The following is a 15,534-nucleotide window of genomic DNA, read 5'->3' on the forward strand; positions in this document are numbered from 1 at the left end:
TGAAGTTATTTTTGGTATAAATCAGTTACTCATGTCTGTGGCACCCCTGATGGCGGGATAACCATAAAAGGGATTCGGGTATAAAACCCAATCTGGTCAATCAATGGGGTAACCAGGAGGTTTTCCAGGAACGTGTGCTCATTTCGAACTAGAATCAATAATTGAACAGGGGTTTGCTCTGCAAACCGGTTAATGGCCCCAACGATATCCCCTTCTCCCGTTTCGTGCATTTCCCATGTATAGGAAGTCAGAAGCTCGGTGAGCTGTGCCTTGCCCCGCTCTCGTTCAGGTTTGGCATCTGCCTGTGTATACGCGTGTAACACATGCAGAAATACCCCGGGTTTCCGCAAAAGAAATTTTAAGGCCTCCAGGGGCAACTTTTCGTAATCCGGTTTAAAATCGGTTGGAAACAAGAGGTGTTCCATAGAGCTTACTTCGGCTCCCTCCGGGACGACGAGCACCGGACAACTCGCTTTGTGTAAAACCTGAACGGCATGGGTGCCGAAGAGGACCTCGCGAGCCCCCGTGGCTCCCTGTGTGCCCATCACAATCAAATCCAGTACTTCTTTTTTGCCCATTTCATTGAGTTCCTCCGCAAGTGAATTAAAGGCCGCATGGGTCATAAACTCATGTTTTTTATCCGCATACTGAAGCAGCATTTTTTTATGTTTCTCCAGCTTTTTAAGCACGCGCTCCTGGTAGAAATCGCCAAGGCCGATCTGACCAGGGCTGTGCAGCAAATACTCCGCCCTGTAGAATGCGGGGGTATAGGTATGTGTGAGGTAGAAGGTGCACTCCTCCCCGGCAAATAATTCCATAGCAAAACGCGTCGCCTTTAGGGCGTTTTCAGAAAAATCAGTTGGAATGGCAATTCGAAACCCCATAGTAGTCATTTTAGTTATCGTCCTAAATTTACAAAAAGCATCGGGGCACCTATATGACTTACATCATTGTTTAAGCTCTTTGGGAATGTCTACTTTTATACTGATATTAAAGTATTATGAAAGGTTCTTTCAACAAAATCATTCAATCCGAGACACCGGTACTTATCGATTTCTATGCAGACTGGTGCGCACCCTGCAAAATGCTGACTCCCATCCTGAAGGATGTAAAGCAGGAATTGGGGGATCGCATCAAAATTGTGAAGATCGATGTGGACAGCAATTCAAATATCGCAGGGCGGTATCAGATTCGGGGCGTACCAACCATGATTCTGTTCAAAAGGGGGGAAATACGATGGAGAAAATCCGGGGTTTTGCCTAAAGATGCATTGCTTCAGGAACTGCGACCCCTGCTCGAATCCTGATTACCCGTACAGATTACGCTTTTTTTAAGTTGATAATCCTATGAAATCAACACAACTGAGGTTCGTATCGCCATCCGCAAAAGGGCTTACACTTTTGTTATTCCTGCTCTGTCTCACCATATCCTGCGGGCCTGACCAGGAGTCCATCCTGCCGGAAAAACAAAACATTACCTCATCGGTCTATGCCTCGGTAACTATCTGGCCGGACAGCATGTACCGAGTCTACGCTTCGGTAAGTGGTATTTTGGAACAAAACCTCGTCGAAGAAGGAAATTTGATCAGTACAGGGGCTCCCCTACTCCATATCACCGATGCCACACCCCGATTGACTTCGGAAAATGCGCGCTTGCAAATGGAGCTGGCAGAACAATACTACACCGGGGCTTCCACCCCCTTAAAGGACCTGGAGGTGCGTATTCAAACCGCGGAACTCACCTTTCGGGACGATTCGGTCAATTTCAGGCGACAGGAAAAACTGTGGTCCCAAAATATCGGGTCCCTCTCTACCTATGAAAACCGCAAATTGGCCTACGAACGTTCCCGAAACCAGCTACAGCAATTGCGCAGTGAATACAACAGGCTTCAAAAAGAACTGAAAACTCAGATGATCCAGGCGCAGAACACCTACAGGTCCAGTTTGGTGAGTGCGGCGGACTATACGGTACGCAGTACCATAGACGGTAAAGTGTACGCCCTTTACAAAGAGGCGGGGGAGGGAGTCCTCCCGAATGAACCCCTGGCACTCATTGGCAGCCCGGATGTTTTCCTGGCCGAACTCCTTGTGGATGAAGTTGACATTGTGCAAATCAAAACCGGGCAGCTGGCCCTTATTAGTCTGGATGCGTACCCCAGCACCATTTTTGAAACCCGCATAGTTAAGATTTATCCCCAGAAGGATGAACGCTCACAGACCTTTAAGGTGGAAGCCCAGTTTGAAAGTGCCCCGGAAATCCTGTATCCCGGCCTTTCCGGGGAGGCCAATATTGTCATCGGACAAAGGAAGGGAGCGCTTACCATACCCAAAAGCTTTTTAATTGGAGAGGACAGCGTGCGCACTACCCGGGGAATACGCAAAGTGGTTACTGGCCTCGAAACCCTGGATCGCATTGAAATTATAGAGGGAATTGACGTCTCTACGGAACTCTTAAGACCCCGGTAATGAAGCAATGGCCGCTCATCCTGAGTATTGCACGGACGCATCTGCTGACCAAGATGAAATCCACTGTGACCGCAGCCCTGGGGGTTACCTTTGGAATTGGGGCATACATCACTCTGGTCAGTTTTATGACGGGACTCAATACCATGCTGGACGATTTGATCCTCAATCAAACCCCGCATATCCATTTGTATAACGAGGTACAGCCCAGCGAGGTACAGCCGGTAAACCAGTATGCCCTTTTTGGTGATGACCTTTTGCAGATTCGCTCGGTTAAACCCAAAAAAGGACAACTGAAAATACACAATGCCCAGCCCATCCTGAAAAACCTCAAATCCAGCAAGGGCGTGGTCGGGGCCACCCCTCAGTTACGGGCACAAATCTTTTACCTGTCAGGCGCCCAAAACCTGGGGGGCGTTTTGGTAGGAATGGATATTCTAGAGGAGGAGCGGATTTCAAACCTCGGGGATTATATCATAGCCGGGAGCCCCAGTGCCCTTTCGAATTCCGACAACGGGATCATCCTGGGCATTGGTCTTTTAGAGAAAATGTCATTGCGGATGGGGGACCGTGTTCAGGTAAGCACCCCGGAAGGCACTGTATTCCCTCTGCGGATTGTAGGGATTTATCAAAGTGGCCTGGCCGATATCGACAATACACAGAGCCTTGTCAATCTTGAGACTGCCCAACGCATTATGGGGGAAGCCTCCAACTATATTACCGACATTCACATCAAACTTTCCGATATCCGCCAGGCCCCCGCAATGGCCAGGCAGCTGCAGGCCCAGTACAAGGTTAAAGCGCGGGATATTCAGGATGCCAACGCCCAGTTTGAAACCGGAACCACCATTCGTAATCTGATCACCTATGCCGTATCCATTACCCTGCTGATTGTCGCAGGATTTGGGATCTATAACATCCTCAATATGCTGATCTATGAAAAAATGAATGATATCGCCATCCTTAAAGCTACCGGTTTTTCCGGGTTGGACGTACAGAATATTTTTATGAGCCAGGCACTTTTAATCGGGCTGATCGGCGGGTTATCAGGTCTGATTCTGGGCTTTGGCCTCAGCCATCTGATCGATTCCCTGCCCTTTGAAACCGAAGCTTTGCCCACGATCGATACTTTTCCGGTGAATCACAATCCCTTGTATTACGTGATCGGGATTACCTTTGCCCTGCTTTCGACCTTTGTTGCGGGATACCTGCCTTCAGCGAAGGCTAAAAAAATCGATCCCGTACAGATCATTCGCGGAAATTAAAACCAGGTTATGAGCGCAGTTCTGGAGGCCAGAAATATCGACAAATTCTTTCGGAAGCCCGTGGAATACCACGTGCTGAAAGATATTAGTTTTGTGCTTCCCGAGGGGCAGTTTACCAGTATCATAGGCAAATCGGGGTCGGGAAAATCTACCCTGCTCTATATTCTCTCCACCATGGATACGGACTATGAAGGATCCCTTTACCTTAAGGGTGATCTCATTACAGGAAGTTCCTATAAGCATCTCGCCAGTCTCAGAAATGAGTATATCGGTTTCGTCTTTCAGTTCCATTACCTCTTGCTGGAATTTACAGTTTTGGATAACGTTATGTTGCCCGCTTTGAAACTCGGCGTAAAATCGGTCGAAGAAATTCGTTACGACGCCATGGAAAAACTGCGGATGCTCCATATCGATAAACTGGCCCTAAAAAGGGCGTCCCGGATTTCAGGGGGTGAAAAACAGCGGGTAGCTATTGCGCGTGCACTGATCAATAATCCCGCTATCCTAATGGGGGACGAGCCCACAGGAAATCTGGACAGTTATAATTCGGAAAATGTATTTCAGATTTTTAAACAGCTTAGGGAAGAAGAAGGCCTTTCCCTTTTGGTCGTAACCCATGACCAGGATTTTGCCCACAGAACTGACCGCATTCTGGAAATGGAAGACGGCCGGATTATCAACGGGAATTAAGTCCTGTGGATTACTCCCATCGATTGAGGCGACGACGCAATTCAAGCACCTCTTCCTGAAGCACCTCCATCCTGTTGAGCAGGTGGTCAACTGCCAGGAGTCCCTGCGGACTGATCTCCAAATCCCTGTGAAGTCGTACGAGTCTTTCCAACCTGCGAAGGTCCCTTTTTGGGATCACACGTTCGGATTCCACCTCCCGAATATCGATGAGTTCTATTTCGTGAAGTGAAACCAAAAAAGACTCTTCCAGGGCGTGACCCTTGCAAAAATCCGTGATGCGTATATATTTTTTCACATTCATAAAGTTAGAGATTTGTGGCCTTAAGCGATTCAAAAAGCCGTTTCTGTTCCTCTGTGAGGTGCCTGGGCAGGGTGACCTCGTAGGTAATAAACAAGTTCCCGAACTCCCCTTCCTTTTTATATTTTGGGAATCCCTTGCCCGTGAGCTTCACCCGGGTATTGTTCTGGCTAAGCGGCTTTACTTTTAACTTAGCCTTGCCATCGAAGGTGTCCACCGTAAGATCGCCCCCAAGAACGGCTGTGGTTAGCGGCACAGCAACCGATTTGTACAGATTGGATCCGTCCCTCCGAAATCCGGTTGTATTCCGAATCTCAAAAGTAAGGTAGAGATCTCCTTTGGGGCCTCCGTTGATCCCGGGGCCTCCATATCCCTTTATCCGAATCGTTTGTCCATCTTCTATCCCGGCGGGAATCGTTATCCGGATATTCCGATCGCCGACCGTAAGGGTTCGTTTATGGGTTTTAAATGCATCTCTGAGATCGAGTTGAAGGTTGGCATTGTAGTCCTGCCCTTTGAACCCTCTTCCCCTGCCCTGTCCGCTTCGGCCGGAGGTGAACCCTCCAAACATCGATTCAAAGAAATCAGAAAAGTCCCCTTCCTGCCCGGTGGAATAGGTGTACTGACCGGCATCCCCTGAAGGGCCCCTGGATTTCCTGGCCTTTTCGAATTCTTCGGCGTGCATCCAGTCTTTCCCATACTGGTCGTATTTTTTCCGCTTCTCCGGGTCGCTGAGGACTTCGTGCGCCTCATTGGCCTGTTTGAATTTCAGTTCTGCATTCGAATCGTTCGGGTTCAGGTCCGGGTGGTACTTCCGGGCCATCTTCCGGTAGGCAGCCTTTATTTCCTTGGCCGTTGCAGTGGAAGGTATTCCCAGTACGTTGTAGTAATCGATAAAATCCATAAATGCGTATCGCAGTTAGTTTTAAAAAGTCTGAATCGGGGCTGTCTGCCACCTGCTGTTCCCAGTTTCAACTTCCCAGTGCAACCTCCCCTGCTGACCCACCGGGGTCTATTTGAAGGCCGAACAGATGGACTACCAAGGTTATCAAACCAATGAACAACAATAAAAGTAGTACGTTTTGCTGAAACTTCTTCTGGGAAATCTTCTCAAGGATGCGCTTTCCTGCATAGGTGCCCACTAGGCTGACAACAATCAGGATAGGGATCAGGTATAGATCGTGCTGGTGTACATACCCGTTATAAAAATAGACCACGGACCGGCTGAGGTCTATGCCCAGGTCAATGGTAGCAGAAGTGGCTATAAAAATGTCTTTTTTAAGTCTGAAGGCAGCCATGGTAGCGCCACGGATAGCACCTCCGGTACCCAGCAAACCGGCCATCAGGCCTGAAACCACTCCCCCGGTTATGGCGTTTTTTTTGGTTGCCCGGATCCTGAGGGTCTTATGGACCAGGAACAACACACTAAAAGCAATCAGGAAAATCCCCAGTGAAAGCCCAAGATACCTGGGATTCGCAAACCTGCTCAGAACCCCCCCGAGAACCACGAAGACCACGGCGGGTATCCCCAGATACAATAGCAAATGCCTGTCGATACCCTTTCTGAAGAACCCGATCTTGGTCACGTTGCTGGACAGATGAAAAAGGGCCGTAACCCCTAACACGCTCTGGAAATCCATAAAATAGCTGGCGACGGGAACAAAATAAACCGAGGATCCGAATCCTCCAACGGTCCCCAATATCTCCGCAACCAAAGCCAGGATGATAAACCATGGCAGGTACCGCATTAACATGCTTTTTTCTTTGATTTAAAGGTACCTCCACCCGTATTAATGCCAACTGATTTTGGTCAGCTAGCTACAGGATCCGGCCCGGGATTTAAATTTTCTTCCCTGAGGTTTGTACCAGTACGAAAAAGGGGGTTATATTTGTCCCGCTAATTACGGCCACGTGGCGGAATTGGTAGACGCGCTACCTTGAGGGGGTAGTGTCCTACGGACGTGCTGGTTCGACTCCAGTCGTGGTCACTTAAAGTGTAAACCCTGCTCTGAAGAGCGGGGTTTTCTTTTTCAGAACCGCCCCAGACACTTTCGGCCCCACGTTATGATGCATCGCAGTAATGTACCGCCACCGCCGGCGAAGCGTTCGCATTACCAGAGCGCCGCTGTTAAGTCCCCGCATTTACACCTCGCCCTGAGTACCTGGGACGGTAAGAGAACTTTTGTGAAACAATGCCCCCCGATCCGAAGAATCTTAAGTTTTGAACCGGGCCGCATTTCAAACTGAATCCGTACATTTAGCTTTAATTTTTCACAATAGAAATGTCTAAAAATGTAGTCGTCATCGGCGGAGGGATAATGGGTCTGAATACGGCCTATTATCTTCACAAAGCCGGGCATCAGGTCGTAGTTCTGGATAAATCCGAGATGAACGGGGGGGCCTCCTATGTGAACGCCGGTTATTTGACCCCAAGTCATATTATACCGCTTGCCGCCCCGGGTGTAATGGCCAAAGGACTGAAATGGATGTTTAACAGCAGCAGTCCTTTTTACCTCAAACCCCGGCTGGATTCGGATTTTCTTAAATGGGCATGGTACTTTCACAGAGCTTCCACACCCAAAAATGTGGCCAAGGCCATTCCTGTAATCGCCGAGATCAATGTTTTGAGCAAAGCGCTCTATGAAGAAATCCACCAAAGTGGGGACCTGGGGGATTTTCAACTGGAAAAAAAGGGCTTGCTCATGCTTTTCAAGTCCGAGCAGATGGGGCGTGAGGAACTGGAGGTTATGAAACGTGCCCTTGACCTGGGCCTGGAGGCCCGGGAACTATCCCTGGAGGAGCTGGGTAAAATGCAACCGGGATTGAATCGGGAAATACAGGGAGCCATCCACTATCAGTGCGATGCCCACACGACCCCAAACCAGATCATGGAAAGGTTTAAGTCGTTTCTACCCAATGCCGGGGTAGAAATCCACACCAAGACGGAGGTAACCGCTTTCAGGTCCAGTGGAGCCATTTTAAAGGGAGTGGAAACCTCTAAAGGATACTTCAAGGCAGATGAGGTCGTACTGGCCTCAGGGGCATGGAGCCCGTTACTGGGCAAACAACTTGGAATCAGACTGCCTCTGCAGGCAGGTAAAGGTTATCGGATCGATCTTTCCAGACCTACCCCTGTGCGCATCCCGGCAGTCCTGATGGAGGCCAAGGTGGCCATTACCCCAATGGATGGGTTTACCCGGCTGGCCGGGACTATGGAACTCTCAGGGATCAACAACGACATACGGAAGAACCGCGTAGAGGCCATAGCCCGCCTGACAGAGCAATACTATGACGAACTGCGTGTGGAGCCCAAAGAATTACAGGCTGCCGCATGTGGTCTCAGACCCGTGACTCCGGATGGACTTCCCTATATCGGGCGGGTTCAGGCCTGGAAGAACCTGAGTCTGGCGACCGGGCACGCTATGATGGGGTGGAGCCTCGGCCCTGTTACAGGAAAACTCATTACAGAACTCATCTCGGGATCCCAACCTTCAATGTCCCTGGATCCTTTTCAGCCGGAGCGCAAATTTTAACTGAACTTCAAATTCGGACGAATCCCGTATTCTCTGAATACAGGTCCTGTGTTTTACAGTGAATTAAGGATGTATGGATAATTTTAACGATTCCTAAAGGCCGGGTCTTTATATTTTTGATACTTTTGTTTAAGTTTTAAAATGAAAAGATGAACAGTGTTAAAAAATCCTTCGGCATTCGGGATTTGGAAAATTTGACCGGAATTAAGGCGCACACCATAAGGATTTGGGAAAAGCGATACGGGCTCCTGAAACCGGAACGCACCCAGACAAATATTCGAACCTACAGCCTGCAAAGTCTTCAAAAATTACTCAACGTCACCCTGCTCTACAACAACGGGTATAAGATTTCTAAAATTGCAGATCTTCCGGAAGGCCAGATTTCTCAGCAGGTGCGTGAGATTGTCGCCCAGAACAGCGTCAAGAGTCATGCGATCAATGCGTTCAAGCTTTCGATGATAAACTTTGACCAGTCCCTCTTCCAGAAAACATACTCGGGCCTCTTGGCAGAAAGGTCTTTTCGCGAAATATTCTGGGAAGTTTTTATGCCCCTGTTACACGAGCTCGGTTTGCTTTGGCAGTCCGATACCATAGGTCCTGCTCACGAACATTTCATCACCCACCTGATTAAACAAAAAATCAATACCAGTACTGAAAAACTCCAGTCTCTGGAACCTTCAAATACGGACAAGGTGTTTGTTTTGTTCCTTCCGGAAAACGAGATTCACGAAATAGGCTTGTTGTTTGTGAATTATGAATTGGTTCTGAGAGGCTATAAAACCATATACCTCGGACAAACCATCCCTTTGGAAAGTTTGGTGGATTTAAAGAATTATTACGAGGATCCGATTTTTGTTTCTTACTTTACCGTTATTCCCACTAAAGATGATCTCGGTCAGTACTTCGAGGATTTCAGGGAAAAATTACATTCTGAAATTAAAAGTCAGCTCTGGGTGCTTGGGAGACAAACGGAACACGCTTCGGCGGATAACCTGCCTGAAAATATTTCGGTCTACCACTCCATTGAACAAATGTTGAAACAGCTTTGATTCCTTCTGGGGAGCCCGTTAAAACTATGCGTAAAAAGATTGCCATAATCGGATCTGGGTTTGCGGGCCTGTCCGCTTCCTGTTACCTGGCCAGGGCCGGATACGAGGTCACGGTTTACGAAAAAAATGAACAATTGGGGGGAAGGGCCTCTCAATTGATCCGGGATGGATTTACTTTCGACATGGGGCCCAGTTGGTACTGGATGCCTGATATTTTTGAGAAGTTCTTCAACGATTTTGGTAAAAGCAGTTCAGACTACTACCAACTGGAGAAACTCAGCCCGGCCTACCAAATCATCTTTGAAGATGATGTCGTAACCATTGGGGACTCAATGGAACAGATTTGTCAGGAATTCGAGCGCATAGAAGCAGGGAGTTCCAAACCCCTTAAAAAGTTTATTGCCAAGGCAGCCGATAATTACGACATAGCCATCAATAAGATGGTTTACAAACCTGGAAAATCTCCCCTGGAGCTTGTGTCTGCCGATACCATCAAACGTGTGGGGCAATTTTTCAGCACCATCAGCAAGGATGTTCGAAAAGAATTTAAAAATCCAAAATTAGTTTCCATACTGGAGTTTCCCGTTTTGTTCCTGGGGGCAAAACCCTCCAAAACGCCCTCCTTTTACAGCTTTATGAATTATGCTGACTTTGGCCTGGGGACCTGGCACCCAAAAGGTGGCATGTACGAGGTTGTTAAGGCGATGACCGACCTGGCAGCATCGCTTGGCGTGACCTTTCGAACAAACGCAGCCGTGGAAGAAATACTCCTATCCGGGGGCGCAGCTACAGGAATTCAAATTGGGGGTGAGGCCATAACGGCGGACATTGTCCTTAGCGGGGCGGATTACCACCACACCGAAAGCCTGCTTCCCAATTCGGACAGGCAATATTCGGAGTCGTACTGGAATACACGAACTTTTGCACCTTCTTCCCTTCTTTTTTACGTCGGGTTTGACAAAAAAATCAAAGGAGTACGGCATCATAACCTCTTCTTTGATACCGACTTTGACAAACATGCCAGGGCCATCTACGACACACCTGAATGGCCGGAAGACCCCTTGTTCTACGCTAATTTTCCTTCGGTAACAGACCCCGGAATGGCACCTGAAGGCAAGGAAGCCGGATTTTTTCTCATGCCACTCGCGCCGGGTATTGAAGATACGCAGGCATTGCGAGATTCATATTTTGAAGTACTTTTAAACCGTCTGGAGAAAAGAACCGGACAAACAGTTCGAAATAGTATTATATTTAAAGAGGATTTTTGTGTTAATGATTTTGTCAGTCGATATAACTCCTTTAAAGGAAATGCATACGGCATGGCAAACACCTTATTGCAGACCGCCTTTCTGAGGCCCGGTCTGGAGAGTAAGAAAGTTAAGAATTTGTTCTTCACAGGACAATTAACCGTGCCCGGGCCGGGTGTTCCCCCATCCCTGATTTCCGGTAAATTGGTCTCTGAGCTGATCGACCAACAAAACAAAGCCTGAGTATGAAAGCTCTTTTTGATTCGGTGTCTGATTCGTGCAGCCAGCTGGTGACCAACCGCTACAGTACGTCATTCTCACTGGCGACCAAAATGCTCTCCAACAGCATTCGCCAGGACATTTACAATATTTATGGTTTTGTGCGATTTGCTGACGAGATCGTCGATTCATTCCACGACTTCGACAAAGAGGTGCTCTTGAACGGTTTTGAGGCCGACCTTGAGTACGCCCTCTCCCATGGCATTAGCCTGAACCCTATTCTCAATTCATTTCAACACACCTATCACAAATACGGCATTCCTCATCATTTGGTCGCATCCTTTATGAAAAGTATGCGGATGGACCTTCACAAAAAGGAATACAAAACCGAGGATGAGTACCGGGAATATATTTACGGTTCCGCGGATGTCGTCGGTTTGATGTGCCTCTGTGTTTTCGTCAAAGGCGACCGGGACCGATATGAGGAACTCAAAGAGTCTGCGATGGCCCTGGGCTCAGCCTTTCAAAAAGTGAATTTCCTCAGGGACCTGAAAGCTGATTTTGATGGCCTGGAGCGGACGTACTTTCCAAACACCAATCTCCTGGAGCTGGACGAAGTCTCTAAAGCCGCAATTGTAGCCGAAATCGAAGCGGATTTTGCCAAAGGGTATGAGGGAATCCTCAAACTCCCCGGAGAATCTAAATTCGGGGTGTATATGGCTTATCGATACTATTCTAAATTGCTTAATAAATTGCGAAGGCTACCTTCCCTGGAAATAAAAAATTCAAGGGTTCGGGTACCGAATTATCAAAAAGTGGGCTTACTTGCCCGTTCATATGTCAGATATCGTTTAAATTTGGTATAAGTTATGCAAGTACTACTCTGGATCGGAATATTTATCGGCACCTTCTGCTTTATGGAATTTATGGCGTGGTTTACCCATAAGTACATCATGCATGGTTTCCTTTGGTCCCTGCACCGGGATCATCACCACAAAGACCACGATTCCTGGTTTGAACGGAACGATGCCTTTTTTATTTTTTATGCCGTAGTCAGCATGTCATTTTTAATGACCGCGGCCAATACTTCGTTCTGGCAGGGCTACCCTATTGGATTTGGTATTCTGGCTTATGGAATCGCCTACTTTATGGTGCATGATATTTTTATCCACCAGCGATTCAAACTCTTCAGGAATGCCAATAACTGGTATGCCAGAGGTATCCGAAGAGCCCATAAGATCCATCACAAGCACCTCGGAAAAGAAGAGGGGGAATGTTTTGGAATGCTCTTTGTCCCCTTCAAATACTTTAAGAAATAACCATCAATGGCTCGCGCTTGTATTGTAGGGTCTGGTATCGCAGGCCTTGCGTCCGCTATACGGCTGAGGGCAAAAGGTTATGAGGTTTCCGTTTTCGAAGCGAATTCCTATGCAGGCGGTAAGATGCACGCCGAAACGTATCAGGGCTACAGATTTGATCTTGGGCCGTCCCTTTTCACGCTCCCACACCTGGTCGATGAACTCTTCCAATTATGCGGGGTAGATCCGAAAAATCATTTTCAGTATTTGAGAAAGCAGGTCCTCTGTCATTATTTCTGGGAAGATGGTACCCAATTTTTTGCCCCAGCCGATACTTCCAGATTTGTCCGTGAAGCCGCCCGGACATTTGGTGAAAATGAACAGGACATTTTTGCCTATCTGAAAAAAAATCAGAAAAAATACGAGCTGACCGCTCCCCTATTTTTAGAACAGAGCCTGCACAAACTAAAGACCTACAGCTCCACAAAGACCCTTAGGGCCCTGCTGTCGGCAAGCGGCCTGGGTATCTTTACGAGTCTCGATAGGCTGAACAAGGCCGCGTTTACAAATCCCAAACTTGTGCAGCTCTTCAACCGGTATGCCACTTACAACGGTTCTAACCCGTATAAAACCCCGGGAATAATGTCCATGATTCCCCATCTGGAAATGGGAATTGGAACCTACTATCCGGAAGGAGGCATGCACCGCATTCCCATGAGCCTTTACGAACTGGCAAAGTCAATTGGTGTCTCCTTTTCCTTTAATTCGCCCGTCTCACGTATTCTCACAACCAATGGCAGGGCCACTGGGATTCGCGTTGGTCAGGTGGACTATCCGGCCGAGGTGGTCGTGTCGAATATGGATATCTATCCGACATATCGGAAATTGCTTCCGGACCTCAAGGCGCCGGAGCGCATCCTCTCTCAGGAACGCTCCAGTTCGGCCCTTATTTTTTATTGGGGAATGAACAGGGAATTCCCAAATCTCGATTTACACAATATTTTTTTCAGCGGGGATTATCCCGGAGAGTTCAAAAAAATCTTCGAAGAAAAAACACTGTTTGACGACCCTACGGTCTATATAAATATAACCGCCAAAGAGAACTCAGAGGACGCTCCCGGCGGAGGGGAAAACTGGTTTGTCATGATCAATGCGCCGGGAGATTACGGTCAGGATTGGGATAGGCTGGTGGCTCAGGGACGCCAAGCCATCCTGGCCAAACTCAGTCGGAACCTCAAGGTATCCATTGCGGACCATATACAGGTGGAACAAGTACTCACCCCGGCAGGTATTGCCGCCCGCACGAGTTCCTACAGAGGTGCCTTATATGGAGCGGCAAGCAACAATAAATTTGCTGCCTTCCTGCGCCATCCCAATTTCAGCCAACGCATAAAAAATTTGTATTTCGCAGGGGGTTCCGTACATCCGGGAGGCGGGATACCGCTCGCACTGCTCTCTGCCAAAATCATCAGCAACACCATAAAGAACCCATGACTCACAGCACCTCCATAAGTGAACGGTACAAGCTGCCCCTAGGGATTTTTCTGATTTGGTTGCTGCACCTCAGCGGGCTGATCGGGATATTATCTGGACATTCCGAATGGTTTGTAACCAAAACGCCGCTCAACCTCCTGCTTATGACCCTGCTCTTTATCTGGATCTTTCCACTAAATACAAGGCGGAAGGTTTTGCTATTCGCATTTATTTGCGCCTCTGGTATTGCGGCAGAATGGATTGGCGTGCATACAGGTCTGCTTTTCGGATCGTACCATTACGGCGGGAATTTAGGTCCCAAGTTGGATGGAATCCCCTATCTCATAGGGATTAACTGGGCCTTGCTTAGTTTTTGCAGTGGTTGTGTCAGCAGTGATTTACCTCTGCCTAAAGGAGCTCGCATTCTTTTTGGGTCTCTGCTTTTGGTCGGGTTGGACTTTTTTATGGAAGGTATGGCTCCAAGACTGGATTTCTGGACCTTTGAGGGAGGAACACCCCCCTTGTGGAATTACACCTGCTGGTTTATTCTCTCCGTACTTTTTCTCTGGGGTTATGAAAAGATAGGCATCAAAGGAGACCGGTTATTTTCGATTCACCTGCTCAGCGCCCAATTCGTCTTTTTTATAGGCTTGTATTTGCTTTCTTGAGCATATCCCGAAAGGTCTCTAAATTTGGAATATCGCCCCAGCTTCCCAGAACCCGGTAAGGCTGAAACCTAGCGAAAAGCTCTTCCTTGTACCATCCGAGTTCCCGCGTTCTGCGGATGACCTTCTGATGTGCCTCTGTTCCATAGGCATAGGCTTTCATCGCCTCCTCATCGGTCCACAAGCTAAAAGTGGCCATGTCGACAAAAGGGGTTTCCCCGATACCCTTGGCATAAATCAGCCCACTCTTTCCCTTTAGCGGGTGCTGGGAAGCCGGAACGTGTTTCCAGAATGAACGAAGGTATTTTCTGCGAATCGTAGCCCGGGTGATTACAGCCAAAGGAGCGTTTTCCACCCGGGGTTTACCGTCTGTCTCAAATGGATTTATGCCATTCCAGCGCCCCATAGATCGCAAGGGACGCATATAGAGGGTGAGGTATTCCTCCGAATTGAGCCTGTAGCGTTGAAACTGCGTGTGGGTATTGAAAAATGCCTCCGCTGCCAGGGTTCCGTCCCAGACCTGCAGCAGACCGTAAACAGACCAGTCAGGCTTTGTTGAAAATCCCTCGGCCCCGGTTCCAAGCAATTTGAAAAAGCGCAAACCCCTGACCTCTTTAAGCCTGCCCGGGGCTCGCCCCATTTGGGAAAGGGCCCAAAATTTCCTGCGCCATCCCTTGAATCGAAACAAGGTCAAGGTCGTAATTGGAGGCATGCCTAATCATTCTGGGGGTTTTCCAATAGGGTATCGAGTAATGCCCGAACCTTTGACGTATTCCAGTCAGCCATTCCGGACTGGTCTATAACGATATATCCCTGCTGATCTATAAGATAGGACCGCGGGGGTTCCACGGAGGGTAAAGGGCTATCGCTTTCTGCGAAGAGATAGGTCACCGGAAATGTAAATCCGTATTCCTGCATAAAAGCTTCTACCGGTGGCTTCTCCTCGTTGGTGACAATATAGAAGTCCACCCGGTCTCCGTAGTCCTCGTAAAGCCCTTGTATCGATTTGAGTTCGGGGAGGCTGGGCAAACGCCAGGATGCCCAGAAATCGATCAGGATCACTTTACCCCTGGAACGTTCAAAATTAAAAAACTCCCAATTGGGGTCTTTAAGCGTCCAGTTGTAGAAAGAGAGTGTTTGGCGCTTAGAAGAGTCCACAATATGGGGACTGAAGGAGAACAATTGCATAAGCCCCACCTTTGAATAGTGTCCGAGGGGAGTCACAAAAAAAGACACTACAAAGAGAATCAGTACGATATTAAGAAGCGTCTTTTTACGGAGTTTCATGTCTGGGTCAGGAACTATAAAAAACCCTGCTCAAGGCAGGGTTCTTCT

17 protein-coding genes and 1 tRNA gene are annotated in these 15,534 nt (G+C 48.1%); 12 read left to right on the forward strand and 6 right to left on the reverse strand.

What is annotated here, in order from left to right:
• Window positions 1-29 precede the first annotated feature (29 nt).
• Entirely contained in the window at window positions 30-884 is an 855-nt protein-coding gene (locus QU605_RS04495; protein WP_289724083.1) for a universal stress protein, read from the reverse strand.
• A gap of 116 nt (window positions 885-1,000) precedes the next feature.
• On the opposite strand from QU605_RS04495, the gene trxA reads away from it, so the two are divergent.
• Genes trxA through QU605_RS04515 form a run of 4 tightly spaced genes read left to right on the forward strand, consistent with a single transcriptional unit; the run spans window position 1,001 to window position 4,417 of the window.
• Entirely contained in the window at window positions 1,001-1,306 is a 306-nt protein-coding gene (gene trxA / locus QU605_RS04500; RefSeq protein WP_289724084.1) for a thioredoxin, read from the forward strand.
• Between the two features lie 40 nt (window positions 1,307-1,346).
• The gene (locus tag QU605_RS04505; RefSeq protein WP_289724085.1) at window positions 1,347-2,465 is read left to right on the forward strand and encodes an efflux RND transporter periplasmic adaptor subunit; all 1,119 of its coding nucleotides are present in this window, start codon (window positions 1,347-1,349) and stop codon (window positions 2,463-2,465) included.
• Entirely contained in the window at window positions 2,465-3,727 is a 1,263-nt protein-coding gene (locus tag QU605_RS04510) for an ABC transporter permease (RefSeq protein ID WP_289724086.1), read from the forward strand. The genes QU605_RS04505 and QU605_RS04510 overlap by 1 nt, the downstream gene beginning before the upstream one ends.
• Window positions 3,728-3,736: 9 nt before the next feature.
• Window positions 3,737-4,417, forward strand: coding sequence for an ABC transporter ATP-binding protein (locus QU605_RS04515; protein WP_289724087.1), 681 nt, complete (start codon window positions 3,737-3,739; stop codon window positions 4,415-4,417).
• A gap of 10 nt (window positions 4,418-4,427) precedes the next feature.
• Here QU605_RS04515 and QU605_RS04520 read toward each other — a convergent pair whose 3' ends face one another.
• From QU605_RS04520 to QU605_RS04530, 3 genes are all read right to left on the reverse strand, one after another.
• Window positions 4,428-4,718 carry a chaperone modulator CbpM gene (locus QU605_RS04520; protein WP_289724088.1) on the reverse strand — a complete coding sequence of 97 codons (291 nt, stop codon included), beginning with the start codon at window positions 4,716-4,718 and terminating at the stop codon, window positions 4,428-4,430.
• A 4-nt stretch (window positions 4,719-4,722) separates the two neighbouring features.
• Window positions 4,723-5,619 carry a J domain-containing protein gene (locus tag QU605_RS04525; protein WP_289724089.1) on the reverse strand — a complete coding sequence of 299 codons (897 nt, stop codon included), beginning with the start codon at window positions 5,617-5,619 and terminating at the stop codon, window positions 4,723-4,725.
• Window positions 5,620-5,686: 67 nt separating this feature from the next.
• Entirely contained in the window at window positions 5,687-6,463 is a 777-nt protein-coding gene (locus QU605_RS04530; protein WP_353655874.1) for a sulfite exporter TauE/SafE family protein, read from the reverse strand.
• A gap of 157 nt (window positions 6,464-6,620) precedes the next feature.
• Here QU605_RS04530 and QU605_RS04535 point away from each other — a divergent pair.
• The 8 genes from QU605_RS04535 to QU605_RS04570 all read left to right on the forward strand — a co-directional run bounded on the left by QU605_RS04535 (window position 6,621) and on the right by QU605_RS04570 (window position 14,202).
• Window positions 6,621-6,703, forward strand: a tRNA-Leu gene (locus tag QU605_RS04535).
• Window positions 6,704-6,997: 294 nt separating this feature from the next.
• Complete coding sequence (locus QU605_RS04540) at window positions 6,998-8,248, forward strand: NAD(P)/FAD-dependent oxidoreductase (protein WP_289724091.1); 1,251 nt, start codon at window positions 6,998-7,000, stop codon at window positions 8,246-8,248.
• 149 nt (window positions 8,249-8,397) lie between these two features.
• The gene (locus QU605_RS04545; RefSeq protein WP_289724092.1) at window positions 8,398-9,297 is read left to right on the forward strand and encodes a MerR family transcriptional regulator; all 900 of its coding nucleotides are present in this window, start codon (window positions 8,398-8,400) and stop codon (window positions 9,295-9,297) included.
• Between the two features lie 26 nt (window positions 9,298-9,323).
• Window positions 9,324-10,787, forward strand: a complete 1,464-nt coding sequence (gene crtID / locus QU605_RS04550) for a bifunctional phytoene desaturase/3,4-desaturase (protein WP_289724093.1) — start codon at window positions 9,324-9,326, stop codon at window positions 10,785-10,787.
• A gap of 2 nt (window positions 10,788-10,789) precedes the next feature.
• Entirely contained in the window at window positions 10,790-11,629 is an 840-nt protein-coding gene (locus QU605_RS04555) for a phytoene/squalene synthase family protein (protein ID WP_289724094.1), read from the forward strand.
• A gap of 3 nt (window positions 11,630-11,632) precedes the next feature.
• A complete protein-coding gene (locus tag QU605_RS04560; RefSeq protein WP_289724095.1) occupies window positions 11,633-12,082 on the forward strand; it encodes a sterol desaturase family protein in 450 nt (149 codons plus the stop codon).
• A 6-nt stretch (window positions 12,083-12,088) separates the two neighbouring features.
• The gene (crtD, locus tag QU605_RS04565; protein ID WP_289724096.1) at window positions 12,089-13,555 is read left to right on the forward strand and encodes a 1-hydroxycarotenoid 3,4-desaturase CrtD; all 1,467 of its coding nucleotides are present in this window, start codon (window positions 12,089-12,091) and stop codon (window positions 13,553-13,555) included.
• A complete protein-coding gene (locus tag QU605_RS04570; protein WP_289724097.1) occupies window positions 13,552-14,202 on the forward strand; it encodes a carotenoid biosynthesis protein in 651 nt (216 codons plus the stop codon). Before crtD ends, QU605_RS04570 begins: the two co-directional genes overlap by 4 nt.
• Here the strand turns inward: QU605_RS04570 and QU605_RS04575 are convergent.
• Window positions 14,177-14,911, reverse strand: a complete 735-nt coding sequence (locus QU605_RS04575; protein ID WP_289724098.1) for a DUF3291 domain-containing protein — start codon at window positions 14,909-14,911, stop codon at window positions 14,177-14,179. The two genes, QU605_RS04570 and QU605_RS04575, sit on opposite strands and share 26 nt — an antisense overlap.
• A gap of 2 nt (window positions 14,912-14,913) precedes the next feature.
• Complete coding sequence (locus QU605_RS04580; protein WP_289724099.1) at window positions 14,914-15,486, reverse strand: TlpA family protein disulfide reductase; 573 nt, start codon at window positions 15,484-15,486, stop codon at window positions 14,914-14,916.
• Window positions 15,487-15,534 lie beyond the last annotated feature (48 nt).

The organism is Robiginitalea aurantiaca (assembly GCF_030380815.1).
Classification (GTDB): Bacteria; Bacteroidota; Bacteroidia; order Flavobacteriales; family Flavobacteriaceae; genus Robiginitalea; species Robiginitalea aurantiaca.

Bases quoted from the DNA above. Each gene is read 5' to 3' on its own strand.
- QU605_RS04525 (WP_289724089.1), bottom strand. From the start codon at position 5,619: ATGGATTTTATCGATTACTACAACGTACTGGGAATACCTTCCACTGCA.
- QU605_RS04495 (WP_289724083.1), bottom strand. From the start codon at position 884: ATGGGGTTTCGAATTGCCATTCCAACTGATTTTTCTGAAAACGCCCTA.
- QU605_RS04560 (WP_289724095.1), top strand. From the start codon at position 11,633: ATGCAAGTACTACTCTGGATCGGAATATTTATCGGCACCTTCTGCTTT.
- QU605_RS04570 (WP_289724097.1), top strand. From the start codon at position 13,552: ATGACTCACAGCACCTCCATAAGTGAACGGTACAAGCTGCCCCTAGGG.
- QU605_RS04545 (WP_289724092.1), top strand. From the start codon at position 8,398: ATGAACAGTGTTAAAAAATCCTTCGGCATTCGGGATTTGGAAAATTTG.
- QU605_RS04510 (WP_289724086.1), top strand. From the start codon at position 2,465: ATGAAGCAATGGCCGCTCATCCTGAGTATTGCACGGACGCATCTGCTG.
- crtD (WP_289724096.1), top strand. From the start codon at position 12,089: ATGGCTCGCGCTTGTATTGTAGGGTCTGGTATCGCAGGCCTTGCGTCC.
- QU605_RS04575 (WP_289724098.1), bottom strand. From the start codon at position 14,911: ATGCCTCCAATTACGACCTTGACCTTGTTTCGATTCAAGGGATGGCGC.
- QU605_RS04555 (WP_289724094.1), top strand. From the start codon at position 10,790: ATGAAAGCTCTTTTTGATTCGGTGTCTGATTCGTGCAGCCAGCTGGTG.
- QU605_RS04520 (WP_289724088.1), bottom strand. From the start codon at position 4,718: ATGAATGTGAAAAAATATATACGCATCACGGATTTTTGCAAGGGTCAC.
- crtID (WP_289724093.1), top strand. From the start codon at position 9,324: ATGCGTAAAAAGATTGCCATAATCGGATCTGGGTTTGCGGGCCTGTCC.
- QU605_RS04515 (WP_289724087.1), top strand. From the start codon at position 3,737: ATGAGCGCAGTTCTGGAGGCCAGAAATATCGACAAATTCTTTCGGAAG.
- trxA (WP_289724084.1), top strand. From the start codon at position 1,001: ATGAAAGGTTCTTTCAACAAAATCATTCAATCCGAGACACCGGTACTT.
- QU605_RS04540 (WP_289724091.1), top strand. From the start codon at position 6,998: ATGTCTAAAAATGTAGTCGTCATCGGCGGAGGGATAATGGGTCTGAAT.
- QU605_RS04530 (WP_353655874.1), bottom strand. From the start codon at position 6,463: ATGCGGTACCTGCCATGGTTTATCATCCTGGCTTTGGTTGCGGAGATA.
- QU605_RS04580 (WP_289724099.1), bottom strand. From the start codon at position 15,486: ATGAAACTCCGTAAAAAGACGCTTCTTAATATCGTACTGATTCTCTTT.
- QU605_RS04505 (WP_289724085.1), top strand. From the start codon at position 1,347: ATGAAATCAACACAACTGAGGTTCGTATCGCCATCCGCAAAAGGGCTT.